This is a genomic window from Rhizobium sp. L43, assembly GCF_002531725.1.
Lineage (GTDB): Bacteria > Pseudomonadota > Alphaproteobacteria > Rhizobiales > Rhizobiaceae > Rhizobium.
This window is the reverse complement of record NZ_NWSQ01000002.1, coordinates 191959-205067: the sequence shown is the minus strand read 5'-3', so window position 1 is coordinate 205067 and position 13109 is coordinate 191959. Positions and strand designations below refer to the sequence as shown.

Sequence of the window (13109 nt, the reverse complement as noted above, 5' to 3'; positions counted from 1 at the left end):
TCTCCTCTAAGACTTAAATGCGAGTAGCAGTCCGATGCGAGGATCGCAAGATGCTCCGGCTAGCCGGCTGGTGACGGCGGAACCGCTGATCGTGTGGGCTCGACATGATCATCGCCGCTCGAGGCGGGCATTCCGGGGTGAGATGCATGCAAGGAGCAGCGCGCCTTAGGATTAGCAGTATCAGAGGGTGCCGCGGCTTGGTGCGGCGACCTCTCACGCCGGCCGATAGATCTGCGCCACCGCGCCCCCCGGAAAGGCCTTCGAGCTTATCAGTTTCAGCGGCATCGGCCCGGCGAGCTCGGAAAACAGCGGCAGGCCTTTGCCCAGCGCCACCGGGGCCACGATGAGGGCGAACTGGTCGACCAGCCCCAGGGCGACGAGACTGCGGGCAAAGCGCACGCCGCCATGGGCGATGATCGGCTTGCCCTCCTGGGCTTTCAACTTGGCGATTTCCTCCGCCAGGTCGCCGCTCGCCACATGGGCCCCCGCCCAGCTCTCTGCGCCGGCCTGTGGTTCTGCGGATTGTGTGGTCCCCGCCTTGGCGCGCGCCTCATCAGCGCCGCAGTCGTGTTCCCCTTCCTCAGGATATCGGGCCTCTGTCGTGAGAAGACGGCCTTCGGAATCCGGTTCATCGGCGGTGCGAACTGGTCGGTGGAAGCAGGCCACCATGCGGCCATGTCATGGAAACTGTGGCTGCCCATAATGTGCAGGCTGGCGTTCCAGATATACTGTACGGCCCAGGCCTTTGCCTGCTGATCGGCGCCGAACATCCATCTGTTTCGGCCGTCGAGGTCACTGACGAAACCGTCGATCGATATGGAGATCTTCAAGATCAGCTCTCTCACGGTTTCCTCCTCGTGGCGATCATGGCCCAAGGACGGGCCATGATCGACAAGGTCCGACAAGTCGCGATCATTTTTGCTGCGTGCCCTGAATAAGACTTGCCTGCAGGCGGTGGTTGGAAGTTTTCGCGGATCCATGCCAAACCGCAAGATCGGTCGAGCACCTTATGGCCGTCAGCGGCTAGATGGAGCCGCCACGGAGGAGGGACGATGAAGGCGGCAGTTCAAAACTATCAGGCCCGGATGGGGCGGGTGCTGGACTATATCGACCGGCATCTTGACGCTGATCTGGACCTGGAAACGGTGAGCGGTGTCGCGGCCTTTTCGAAGTTTCATTTCCACCGGCAGTTTACGGCGACCTTCGGATTGTCCGTGCATCGCTATGTCAAGCTTGCCCGTCTGAAGCGCGCTTCGCACCGGCTGGCCTATAGGGACGCCCAAAGCGTCACCGAGATTGCGATGGATGCCGGTTACAACGCACCGGATGCCTTCGCCCGCGCCTTTCGGCAACGGTTCGGGCAATCGCCTTCGTCGTTCCGGAAGTCTCCCGACTGGGAGCCGTGGCTTGCGGCCTTCGGGCCTCTCGACAACGCCAGGAGCAAACTCATGCAGAGAACTTTCACCACCGACGACGTGACGATCCGCGCTGTGCCCCCCACGCCGGTGGCGATCATGGAGCATCGGGGCGACCCGGCGACGCTCGGCGCCACCATCCGACGGTTCATCGCCTGGCGCACGGCCGTTGGCCTGCCCCCCGGACAAGTCCGACCTTCAATGTCTGGCGTTCCGAGCGGCGTCCTGTCTCGCCCGCCGATTACAGCGTCGACCTTTGTGTCGGGACGACCAGCCGATTGCGGCGAACGGCGAGGAGATCAAAGCCGGCGAGATCCCCGGCGGACGCTGCGCAGTGCTGCGCGTCGTCGGCAACACCGACAATCTGGAGCCCGCCGCGCTCTACCTCTACCGCGACTGGCTTCCAGCCAGCGGCGAGGAAGTACGCGATTTCCCGATCTATTGCCAGCGGCTGAGCTTCTTCCCGGAGGTGGCGGAGCATGAGGCGGTGGCGGAGCTGTTTCTGCCGCTGAAATAGCGCCCTCTGACGGCGGCCTGTCCATTCTGATAACGGGAAGCGGACAGGCCGCTGTCTACTCCAGGCCGGCCGACGCAGAAAGCTTTGCCGGCCTTCGTCAGAGCCGTCGATTGTTGACCACCATCTGTGGATCGTGACTGTTCAGGTTCGCCGACCTGCCGGGCCGTCAGTCGCGCGACATGGACAGCCCCGCGAGAAGCGGAGCGTACGCCGCGAGCCTGCGGGATACGAACTCCGTGAAGAGCCGCACGCGCTTCGTCTTGCGTGTCTCCCCCTGTGTGAGAAGCCAGAGCGTCCCATGCATGGGCAGGTCGGTGCCCGGCACCCTCACCAATAGAGCGTCGGCATCGCCGACGAAGCAGGGCAGTTTCGTCATCCCGATCCCTTGCTGTGCTGCAACGATCTGCGTCTCGGCGTCCGGGGTCCTGAACGGAACTCCCGTGGTGTGAACCTCTCCCTCGCGCGCCCAGACCGGGAGTCCATGATTGTCTATGGCGATCCACCGGATGGGATCAGGCGCGCCGGCACGCCACGCGGCTAGTCGATCGCGAGACATGTAGACGCCGCTGAACAGCTCCGGTCCCTTCAGTCCGTGAAGATTGAGCGGCAGGGTCTTGCGGTCGGCGACAATGCGGATCGCCACGTCGGCCTCTCGGTTGGTCAGATTCGCCACCTCGCCGGTCGACAAGATTTCCATCTCGATATCAGGATGCAGACGCGCGAAGTCGGCGAGATCCGGCATCAGCAGGTGTGTGGCAAGGAACGGTGGAAGAGTCACCCGCAAAAGCCCGCGCGCGCGCTGGTCGCGACCGAAGACGCGCGTCTCCAACAAATGCGACGACGCTTCCATCTGGTTCGCGAGCTCGAGGACCTCCTCGCCCGCAGCCGTCAGGCGGTAGCCCGAAGGCAGCTTTTCGAACATCTGCGCCCCGAGGCGTTCCTCGAGCTGCGCGATGCGTCGCAGCACGGTCGAGTGATTCACCCCGAGGCGCTTGGCGGCAGCCCGCACTGAGCCTCCGCGCGCGACGGCAAGAAAGTAGCGAATGTCATCCCAGTCGATCATGGTGCCAGTCGATCATGGTGCAATCCGGCACCGCGCGGTGCGCCTTCCAAAGCCCGTATCTAACGCATCCGTACAGCAGCACGGGCTGTCATCATAGCCTATGCCGACGAGAGCGGCCCAATTCCGAACGGCGGACACCGATCGTCGCGGCTGACGTCAGTGCAGCCGGATCGATTTTGCACCACCGATGTGCGTACTTCCGCACTCAACGCCTGACTCCGGCGGACCTATTTTGAGGGTCTCGGGGACGTCCCCGAACGATCACAGGCGGAGCCTGGAAGGAGAAGTCATGGGAAAGCTTGAGGGTAAGGTTGCAGTCATCACGGGTGGATCGAGCGGCATGGCGCTGGCGAGCGCCAAGCGGTTCGTTGAAGAAGGCGCCTATGTTTTCATCACGGGCCGGAGACAGGAGGCGCTGGACGAGGCCGTCAAGCTGATCGGCCGGAACGTGACCGGCGTGCGCGGCGACGCGTCCAATCTCGAAGACCTCGACCGCTTGTTCGATACAGTCAAGCGGGAAAAGGGCAAGATTGACGTCCTGTATGCGAGCGCCGGCACGGGCGAAGCCGTCCCACTGGGCGAGATTACCGAGCAGCATTTCGATGCGACCTTCGGCCTGAATACGCGCGGCACGCTGTTCACGGTTCAAAAGGCGCTGCCGCTGTTCAACGATGGCGGATCGATCTTCATGACCGGGTCAGTTGCTTCGGTGAAAGGTTTTCCTGGTTACGGCGTGTATGCGGCGAGCAAGGCGGCGTTGCGCTCATTCGCACGCACTTGGCTCAACGAACTCAAGGGCAGGAATATCCGGGTGAACGTGCTGAGCCCGGGGCCGATCGCCACACCGATGCAGGACCAAGTTCTCACCGAGGAGGCGAAGCGGATGTTCGAATCTCTGATCCCGCGGGGAAAAATGGGTCGTCCTGAGGAAATTGCGGCGGTCGCGCTGTTTCTTGCTTCAGACGATTCGAGCTTCGTGAATGGGGTGGAGTTGTCTGTCGACGGCGGCTTCTCGGCCATCTGAATTCGCGCCGGATCGCGGGAAGCGGCTGACCGTCCGGCCGCTCGGAAGTCGTTCACGGCAGGACATCTACGCGTCAATTCAGGAATTCGAACCGATGACGCGCATCGCTTGGGCTGGCGGTTCGAAGATCTCGCGAAGGTCGCCACACGACAGAACAGATAACCCAGCGCCGTTGAAGGCCGGGGATCAAAACCAACACGGATTGGAGAAGCATTATGAGCTACGCGATTGTAGGATTCGGTAAGATAGGCCAGGCCCTCGCCCACGCCTTCGCCCGTAAAAACATCGACGTGACCGTCGCGAGCCGCCGGCCGCCCGAGGCGTTGGCGCCGCAGGCTCGGGCGATTGGACCCTGCGGGATGCACTCGAGGCCGACACAATCATCTTGGCGGTCCCGTTCGGGGAGCATCGCGAGGTTGCCAACGCCCTGCCGAGTTGGGAAGGCAAGACAGTCATCGACGCGACGAACTCGTTTCCCCTCCCTCCCGAAGAGCTGGACGGCCTGCCGTCCTCCGCCTTCGTCGCGAAGGCGTTCACCGGCGCCAAGCTCGTGAAGGGTTTCAATCACCTGATTGCCGCCACCCTGGCTGCCGATCCGATCGTCGAGGGCGGGCACCGGGTCGTCTTTCTGTCGAGCGACGACGAGGACGCGATCGCTCCGGTGGCGGCTTTGGCCAAACAACTCGGGTTCGCACCCGTCAAACTGGGAAAGCTCACCGAGGGTGGCGCGCTGGTGCACGCACGCGGCCGCACTTGGGGCCAGCTCATCTTCCAGGATTTGTTCAAGAAGGAGCAGTGATCGATCGATGACCGTGTGATCGATGCCGAGAACTGGTCGCGCGCGTCAACTTCTTCGAGCAGCGCGCGACCGAATATTTGAAGGCCACAAAGTCGCGAAGGTTTGGGGTGGGCCTGACGGCGTATGGGCGCGTTGGAAGAGCGGGGAGACGCCCGCAAGCGGCCGATCTGCGGGTCGCCTAGAATCTATCGACTGCTATCGATGGCATGGGATTCGCTCGAGTGTCCTCTGCGATAGGACTCCCCTTCACTCCCACTCGATCGTGCCCGGCGGCTTCGACGTCACGTCGTAGACCACGCGGTTGATGCCACGCACCTCGTTGATAATGCGGGTCGCGGCGCGGCCGAGGAATTCCATGTCGTAGTGGTAGAAGTCCGCCGTCATGCCGTCGACTGATGTGACGGCGCGCAGGGCGCAGACGAATTCATAGGTGCGCCCGTCGCCCATGACACCGACGGTCTGGACCGGCAGCAGCACGGCGAAGGCCTGCCAGATGGCGTCGTAGAGGCCGGCCTTGCGGATTTCGTCGAGATAGATCGCATCGGCCTCGCGCAGGATCTCCAGCTTTTCGCGGGTGATGCCGCCGGGGCAGCGGATGGCAAGGCCGGGGCCTGGGAAGGGGTGGCGGCCGATGAAGCTGTCGGGCAGGCCGAGCTCGCGGCCGAGCGCGCGCACCTCGTCCTTGAAGAGCTCGCGCAAGGGTTCCACGAGCTGCATCTTCATGCGCTCCGGCAGGCCGCCGACATTGTGGTGCGATTTGATCGTCACCGACGGGCCGCCGGTGAAGGAAACGCTTTCGATGACGTCGGGATAGAGCGTGCCCTGGCCGAGGAAATCGGCGCCGCCGAGCTTCTTGGCTTCTTCCTCGAAGGCCTCGATGAAGAGCCGGCCGATGATCTTGCGCTTGGTTTCCGGGTCACTGACGCCTTCGAGCTCGCCGATGAAACGGTCGGCGGCATCGACGTGCAACAGATGCAGATTGTAGTGCTCGCGGAACATGGCGACGACATTGGCCGCCTCGTCCTTGCGCATCAGCCCGTGGTCGACGAGGATGCAGGTCAGCTGGTCGCCGACCGCCTCGTGGATCAGGAGGGCTGCAACAGAGCTGTCGACGCCGCCCGAAAGCGCGCAGATGACGCGCTTGTCGCCCACCTGCTTGCGGATTTCGTCGACCGCCTTCTGGCGATAGGCCGACATCGACCAGTCGCCCTTGATGCCGGCAATGTTATGAATGAAGTTGCCGATCAGCTTGGCGCCGTCGGGCGTATGCACGACCTCGGGATGGAACTGCACGCCGTAATATTTGCGCTTCTCGTCGGCGATGAAGGCGTAGGGCGCGTTGGAGGAGGTGGCGACCACCTCGAACCCTTCAGGTAGTGCCGTGACGCGGTCGCCATGGCTCATCCAGACCTGATGACGCGAGCCGGAGGACCAGAGGCCCTCGAACAGCTGGCAATCCTTGTCGACCTCGAGGAAGGCGCGGCCGAATTCGCGGTGATGGCCGCTTTCGACCTTGCCGCCGAGCTGCATGCACATCGTCTGCTGGCCGTAGCAGATGCCGAAGACCGGCAGGCCGCTGTCGAAGATAATCTGTGGCGCTCGCGGCGATCCCTCGTCCACCGTCGAAGCCGGGCTGCCGGACAGGATCACGGCTTTCGGCTGCAGGCGCTTGAAGCCCTCTTCGGCCGATTGGAAGGGAACGATCTCGCAATAGACGCCGGCCTCGCGCACGCGCCGTGCGATGAGCTGGGTCACCTGGCTGCCGAAATCGACGATGAGAACGGAGTCGGGATGTGCTGTCTGGGTCATGGCGAGGCTTTAATGAAAAGCGCTTCGCCTGGCAATCCGGGAAATCGGCGGCATCAGGTTTTTATTGTTCCGATTGTCCCCCGCGCGTCCTTTGAGACGCGCAACGTTTCTGAGTTCAGAACCAGAAAACCCCATCCTCCAGTGCCGTGAACAGGCTGTCGACGCCGTAGGAGAGCTTGCGGTCGACGATATGCAGATATTCGGTCCAGCCGGAAATATGCTGCAGCTCGACCGCGCCGTCGGAAATGCCGCGAAGGCCGATCAGCGGCAGCTTGTAGCCCTGGCAGGCGCGCAGCACCGCAAAGGTCTCCATGTCGACCATGTCGGCGTCGATATTGCTATAGGCCGCCCCTGAGATGACGTTGCCGCCGGTGGAAAGGCTTGCTTCCGGAATGCCGGGAATGCGCAGCGGCAGCTCGAGCACCGCCGGCAAGTCGAGAAAAGGTGTCTTGCCCTTTTCGAAGCCGAGCGGCGAGGCGTCCATATCGCGGTAGGAAACCGAGGTCACCTGATAGATTTCGGTCTGCTCCAGTTTCGCCGAGCCGGCCGAGCCGAGCGAAACGACGAGATCGGGCAGGTCGTCGGCGGCATCGAGCCGCGCCAGCGTCTTGGTCAGCGCAACCGCTGCCTCCACAGGGCCGACGCCGGTCATCAAAGGTTCGATGCGTGACCGCAGGAAGGGACCGTATTCGGCCTCGGCCGCCATGACGAAAAGGATGGATTTCCCCGCGACCGATTTCAGTTCGAACTTCATCCCGTAATTCCTTCCCTGCCGCGGATCACCATCATCGTTCCGGTCATGGAGGCGATGAGTTTGGCCGGCCCGTCGCTGATCGCGTAGCCTCGCCCGTCGGCGACGATGATGGTAGAGCCGGGTTTGGTGATTTCCCCGCGAAACAGGAAACGATCGCCACGCCCTGGCGACATGAGATTGACCTTGAACTCGATCGTCAGGATGGAGGCTTCGGGGTCGATGACGCTGTAGGCGGCAAAACCGCAGGCCGAATCGAGCGCGGCGGAAATGATGCCCGCATGCAGGATGCCGTGCTGCTGTGTCAGTTTGACGTCGAAGGGAAGCTCGATCTCGACGACACCGTGCTCGACACGCGTCAGCTCCGCGCCGATCGTCTCCATCGCCGCCTGCCGCGCAAAATTGCGGCGAATTCGCGCGCGGAAATCGCCCCTGTCAGTCTCGCTCATATCTGCCCCTCTTGCAGCGGCGAAAGTGGCATGGCGGGCCGGATTCGACAAGCTGCACATTGCTGAAATCGGTCCGGACCGCGGCGGAAAGCTCGCACCGTGTCGCCGAGGCCACCTTTCGACTTTCTGCCGCCGTGCAAGCCGGTGCGAAGACGATTGCAGCTTCGCGTCCAGCGGGTATTCTCCGCGTCAGGTCTGGAAATGAGGGAGCGCCGGCGCATGACAACGATATCGCAATCGGTGCAGAATTTCGAGGACTGGCTGGCCGGCGAACTCGGGGCCGATCTTGTCAGGGGCGATCTCCGCGAGAAGCACGAGAAGATGCGAAGCGACGATTTTGTTTTCCTGCGCGCCACCTATTGGCGCTGGTGCGAAATCATCCTCGATATCTGCCCGGAACTCGGCCGCGCGCCGGAGGTGCTGGCGATCGGCGATACGCATCTGGAGAATTTCGGCACCTGGCGCGATGCCGAGGGCCGGCTCGTCTGGGGCGTCAATGATTTCGACGACGCAGCAGTGATGCCTTATGCGCTGGATCTCGTTCGCCTTGCGGCAAGCGCCATCCTGGCGCGGAATGGTGACGGCCCCTCGATTCGGATGATCGGCGAACTGATCCTTGCCGGTTATCGCAGGGGCCTTGAAAATCCGCTGCCCGTTATCCTCGAACGCGATCACAAATGGCTGCGCAAGGCGCTGATGCTGCCGAATTCCGAACGTCGGGAATTCTGGGAGAAATATGAAATGCTGCCTGCCGGCAGCAAGCCGGCCCCATCAGCCTATATCAAGGCGCTCGCAGATGCACTGCCGCCCGGCTCGGGAGCCCCAGTGCCGAAGCCGCGCAGCGGCGGCACCGGCAGTCTCGGCCGGCCGCGTTTCGTCGCTTACGCCGAATGGCAGGGCGGGCCGGTGCTGCGCGAGGCAAAGGCGCTGGTGCCGTCGGCCTGGTCGCTTCGCCACCGGCCGCAAGACCTGGCGATCCACACGGGCGCAATCGCCGGTGGACGGGCGCGCTCCGCCGATCCCCATTATGGCGTCTCCGGCCGTATTCTCGTGCGCAGACTTTCGCCGAACAGCCGCAAGATCGAGATCGACAAGCACCCGGAGGTCCTGCTTTCGCCGACGATGCTCGAGCTGATGGGCTTCGAGATCGCCAATTGCCATTCCGACGATGCAGCGGCGGCGGCAGTGATCCTGCGGGACTTGCAGGCCAGAGGCCCCGAATGGCTGCATGAGGCGGCGAGGGCCGCCGCATCGAGCGTCAGTGCCGAGCAGAAGGCCTACGCGCGCGCCCGCTAGACATGACGCCGAAAAGTGTGAGCGGTTTTCGGACGACGTCATGCTCTAAGAGATCCGCACGATATGCTGATCCCAGGCGACATCGCTGCGGGTCGACAGGAAATCGCCATCATAGGAGGAGACAGCAAAGCCGCTTCTTGCCGGCGCGATGCCCGCGGCATCCGCAATGCTCGTCTCAGCCAGCACCTTGCCCGACCTTGCGTCGATGGTCACCGAGGCACCGCCTTTCGGCGACGTCACGCCGACCAGGCCCTCGCTGCGGTTGACGGCGATTGCGCCGACGTAGTTGGCAAGCCTGTGCGTCGTCTCCTCCGGCAGGTCGATGAAGGACAGATCCTCGCCCTTGGCGAAATGGCCGACAAGCGGCGGCAGGTCGTTACGGTGGCCTTCGTACTGGCAGGCGAACCAGATGCGGCCCTGATCGTCGAGATCGACGTGGCGGGTGGAGAGTTGTGCCCATTGCGCCGGCAGCACATGTTTTTCGATCAGCGCCCCGGTCGCCGCATCGATCAGAACAAGCGACGGCTGCATCGCCCCGAGATTGAGCTTGGTGCGGCCGAAATCCGGATGCGTCTCGATGCCGCCATTGGCGACGATCAGAAGGCGGCCGTCGTCGGAAACCGTCATGTCGTGCGGACCGATGCCGTAGGTTTCGAATTCGCCGATGCGGGTGAAGCGGTCGGTGGTGTCGTAGAGCCCGATCATGCCGCGATTGCCGTCGAAATCGTTCTCGCTGGCGTAGAGCAGACGACCATCGGGAGAGAAGGCGCCGTGGCCGTAGAAATGCCGGTCTTCCCTGGAGCTGATGATGATCGGTTCGCCCCTATTCCGGCCATCGAAAATCATCGCATAGGTGCCGGGCCGGCGGGCGAAGGCGACGGTCTTGCCGGTGGTGGCGCTGAAGGCCATGCCGTGAGCCCGGGCCGGCAGCGCCACCTGATCGATGACCTCGCCGCGCTCCGTCACGGTCGCGACGGCATAGGAGCCGTCGGCAGCACGAATGCCCGAAGCATAGACCGCATCGGCCTGCTCCAGGGCCATCAGCGACCTCGGCGTCAAGGCCGCAAGGAAACCGATCCCGGCTGCCTTGACGAAGCTGCGTCGGTCGATTGCGGCACTTCGCATCATCGTTTCAGTCTCCATCCGAAAAGGAAAAGCCGGCCGAAAGGCCGATTGCTGCGCCATATTCGTCGCTGATCCGGGTGATCAGGTCGCGGCTCTCGGCAAGCAGCGCATCGAGCTTGGCCTTCTCCGCATCGCTTGTCGCGGCCTCGATGTCGGGGTTGAGCTTCGGCACACTGTCGAGCAGCGATTTGAAATCCTCGTCGATCGAAGCGGCGATCGGCTGTTTGTCCGGCGGCAGAAGCTCGGCCATGCCGGCCTTCTGCCAGAGCGTGCGCAGGCCGTCGATGTTGGCGGCTATCGATTTCCAGGTATTTTTGGAGCGCCAGTAGATCGCCATACGCGGACGCGGCGCGGTATCCTTACCCTTGTAGAATTGCTCCAGCCGCTGGTCGCGGACATTTTCGGCGCCGTGGACGAGAATGCCGAGGAGCGCAGTCACGGCTTCCTTGTTGTCCATGAAATCGTTGCTTTGCGGGCCTGGATGTTTCCAGCTTGCCTGCACCCCATCGGGTTTTTCCCAGGCAGCGACGACTTCGCCGGCCTCACGCTGGATATTGCCGGCGACCGCCTGGCCGTAAAGGCAGCGGAAGCCGCCCTTCTGCTTGACGAGATCGTCGGAACCGTTGCCGTAAAGCACATATTCCAGCGCCGTCAGGCCTTGCAAAGCGACGCTCTTGCCGGCGATCGCATCGACCGTCGCATCTTTCGGGTCGGCCTTGGCGATCAGCGCCTGCACCTGCTTCAGGCCGACACCCTTGCGGTCGGGATAAAACAGGATGTGTTCGAAGAGATTGTCCTGGATGACGGGTCCGGTTTGTACGATCTCGATGATCGACCAGTAGCGGATCGTATCGTCGAAGGCGGATTTCGCTTTGTCGAGCGTCTGCTGCGTGCCGTCGGCGCAAAGATCCTTCATCGCCGTCGTCAGCCGGGCAGACGATTGCTGCATGTTGCGATAACCGGGGCGGATCACCTCGTCGACGGCGCGCTGCATGACGGCGGGAACGGCATCCTCGTTCAACCCTGCCGGAGGAGCGGCGGTCTGGGCGGCCGCTGACGTGGCGAGGCCGAGCAGAATGAGGCAGAGCAGGGGGTGCCGTAGGCGCATCAAAGTGACTCCAGGAATGTAATCAGGGCCGCCCTGTCGTCTTTCGACAGGGAGGAAAAAGCGTTGCGGGCCTTTTCAGCTTCGCCGCCATGCCACAGGATCGCCTCGGTGAGATCACGCGCACGGCCGTCATGCAGGAAAAAGCTGTGTCCGCTGACAGTCCGGGTCAGTCCTATACCCCATAGCGGCGGCGTGCGCCATTCACGTCCGCTTGCAAGGCCGACCTGCTGCCCGTCGGCAAGGCCGTCGCCCATATCGTGCAGAAGGACGTCGGAATAGGGCCAGATCAGCTGGAAGGATTGCGCCTTGTCTGATGTATCCCGGCGGGTGACGAACTTCGGCATATGGCACGAAATGCAGCCGCTTTCGTAGAAGATCCGCTTGCCCTGCAGCGTCTCGGGAAAGCTCGCCTTGCGGCGCGCCGGGACCGCGAGATTTGAGGAATAGAAGGTGACGAGGTCGAGAATGGAACCCGGCGCCTCTTCTTTGCCCAGCCGTTTCTGCACGCCGGTCGGCATAGCAAGGCACTTTTCTTCCGCCGTGGTGCAATCGCCCTGCGCCTTCGGCTGATCGGGTGTCGAAATGCCGATATCGTTGGCGAAGGCATCGGCACTCTGGTCGCGCACCGTGGCGTTCTGCGCTTTCCAGCCGAACCGGCCGAGCGCAATCTTGCCGCTCAGATGATCGCGGACGATCGCAGCCTTGCCCGAGATGCCGTCGCCGTCGGCATCGTCCGGATCGGCATGAGCCAGGATATCGGCTTCGGGAACGGCCTCGATCAGCCCGAGGCCGATCATCGCCGAGGCGACGCGCGGCGAAATCGTCGTTGCGGGATCGAGCGGCCCATAGGCGGGATTGACAACCGCATAACTCGGCCGGCGCAGCGACACGATCTCGCCGTCGCTCAGCGTCACCGGTTCTTCCTGGTAGCTGATCGCCATCTTTCCCTCGGCGGCAAGGCCGGGAACGGCAAGATCCTGCAGCTGGTGGCCATAGACCAGATCCGGAAAATTGACGACATCGGCTGCGGCAATCGCCTTTTCCTCCTCCGGCCTCGTGGCCGTGCGGGAAAGCCGCAGCAACATCGAGGTGGCGCTCGGGCCTCTTTCCGGCGGTTTGCCGCGGCCGTCATTGACATGGCAACTCATGCAGGAGCGGGCGTTGAACAGCGGCCCGAGACCATCGGAAGCCTGCGTCGAGGAGGGCGCGGACACCCAGAGCTTGCGGAACAGCGCGTTGCCGAGCTTGAAATTCTGCTCTTCCTCGAAGGGGATATTGGCCGAAATATGCGAGAAGCTGTCTTCGGTGACAGGGTCGATCGAGGTGGTCGCACCCGCCTGCATCGCTTCGTATTGTTCGGCTTTGGAAAAATCCGCTGTCGGCCGGGTGACGTCGGCGACGCGTTGCAGATCGGCCGCGGAAAGGTCGGTGCGTTTCACCGGCAGATCGAAACCGGCGGCGATGGCTGCGGGCGCTCCTGTAAGGGCCGCGACGGCGGCTATGCGGAGGGATAGGCGAAGTTTTGAGAAGAGGCGATGATTCCAAGCGGCAAACTCAACGGTGCCGGCGCGCGCTTGCCTCTCAGCTTCCTCATTCCTGTGCTCGTCACAGGAATCCAGTGCGCCCAAGTCCTTGGGCGCGGAAGACTCCCCTTTGACCGAGTCATTCACGGCGCCGACGCGCCGTGACTGGATTCCTGTGACGAGCACAGGAATGAGGGAGGCAATAGATGGCATTTCAGGGTCCGGGCCGC

11 protein-coding genes and 2 pseudogenes are annotated in these 13109 nt (G+C 63.0%); 4 read left to right on the top strand and 9 right to left on the bottom strand.

Translation table 11 applies throughout. The annotated features are described in order from the left end of the window. Positions 1-213 precede the first annotated feature (213 nt). Together CO667_RS36220 and CO667_RS03520 are read right to left on the bottom strand one after the other, a co-directional pair. The gene (locus CO667_RS36220) at positions 214-477 is read right to left on the bottom strand and encodes a dihydrofolate reductase family protein (RefSeq protein WP_280953203.1); all 264 of its coding nucleotides are present in this window, start codon (positions 475-477) and stop codon (positions 214-216) included. Continuing rightward, entirely contained in the window at positions 438-980 is a 543-nt protein-coding gene (locus tag CO667_RS03520) for a dihydrofolate reductase family protein (protein ID WP_280953202.1), read from the bottom strand. The genes CO667_RS36220 and CO667_RS03520 overlap by 40 nt, the downstream gene beginning before the upstream one ends. A gap of 72 nt (positions 981-1052) precedes the next feature. On the opposite strand from CO667_RS03520, the pseudogene CO667_RS03515 reads away from it, so the two are divergent. Further along, positions 1053-1932: pseudogene (locus CO667_RS03515) on the top strand (AraC family transcriptional regulator). Positions 1933-2098: 166 nt separating this feature from the next. Here the strand turns inward: CO667_RS03515 and CO667_RS03510 are convergent. Then, complete coding sequence (locus CO667_RS03510; protein ID WP_097617085.1) at positions 2099-2995, bottom strand: LysR family transcriptional regulator; 897 nt, start codon at positions 2993-2995, stop codon at positions 2099-2101. Between the two features lie 289 nt (positions 2996-3284). On the opposite strand from CO667_RS03510, the gene CO667_RS03505 reads away from it, so the two are divergent. Continuing rightward, complete coding sequence (locus tag CO667_RS03505) at positions 3285-4019, top strand: SDR family oxidoreductase (RefSeq protein WP_097617084.1); 735 nt, start codon at positions 3285-3287, stop codon at positions 4017-4019. A gap of 215 nt (positions 4020-4234) precedes the next feature. Further along, positions 4235-4818 (top strand): annotated as a pseudogene (locus CO667_RS03500) (NAD(P)-binding domain-containing protein). Between the two features lie 246 nt (positions 4819-5064). On the opposite strand, the gene guaA reads toward CO667_RS03500, so the two are convergent. The 3 genes from guaA to CO667_RS03485 form a co-directional block, all read right to left on the bottom strand. Further along, complete coding sequence (guaA, locus tag CO667_RS03495) at positions 5065-6627, bottom strand: glutamine-hydrolyzing GMP synthase (RefSeq protein WP_097617083.1); 1563 nt, start codon at positions 6625-6627, stop codon at positions 5065-5067. A 115-nt stretch (positions 6628-6742) separates the two neighbouring features. Then, a complete protein-coding gene (locus CO667_RS03490) occupies positions 6743-7381 on the bottom strand; it encodes a 5'-methylthioadenosine/S-adenosylhomocysteine nucleosidase (protein WP_097617082.1) in 639 nt (212 codons plus the stop codon). Next, entirely contained in the window at positions 7378-7827 is a 450-nt protein-coding gene (locus CO667_RS03485) for a PaaI family thioesterase (protein ID WP_003544704.1), read from the bottom strand. The genes CO667_RS03490 and CO667_RS03485 overlap by 4 nt, the downstream gene beginning before the upstream one ends. Before the next feature lie 219 nt (positions 7828-8046). Here CO667_RS03485 and CO667_RS03480 point away from each other — a divergent pair, with 219 nt between their 5' ends. Further along, positions 8047-9123 carry a DUF2252 family protein gene (locus CO667_RS03480; RefSeq protein WP_097617081.1) on the top strand — a complete coding sequence of 359 codons (1077 nt, stop codon included), beginning with the start codon at positions 8047-8049 and terminating at the stop codon, positions 9121-9123. A gap of 45 nt (positions 9124-9168) precedes the next feature. Here the strand turns inward: CO667_RS03480 and CO667_RS03475 are convergent, their stop codons facing one another. From CO667_RS03475 to CO667_RS03465, 3 genes are read right to left on the bottom strand one after another with little or no spacing between them, the layout of a single operon-like run. After that, the gene (locus CO667_RS03475; protein WP_097617080.1) at positions 9169-10251 is read right to left on the bottom strand and encodes a DUF1513 domain-containing protein; all 1083 of its coding nucleotides are present in this window, start codon (positions 10249-10251) and stop codon (positions 9169-9171) included. 4 nt (positions 10252-10255) lie between these two features. Further along, on the bottom strand, positions 10256-11356 hold the full coding sequence (locus CO667_RS03470) for an imelysin family protein (protein ID WP_097617079.1): 1101 nt from the start codon (positions 11354-11356) through the stop codon (positions 10256-10258). Then, complete coding sequence (locus CO667_RS03465) at positions 11356-13092, bottom strand: di-heme oxidoredictase family protein (RefSeq protein WP_245433056.1); 1737 nt, start codon at positions 13090-13092, stop codon at positions 11356-11358. The genes CO667_RS03470 and CO667_RS03465 overlap by 1 nt, the downstream gene beginning before the upstream one ends. Positions 13093-13109: the final 17 nt, after the last annotated feature.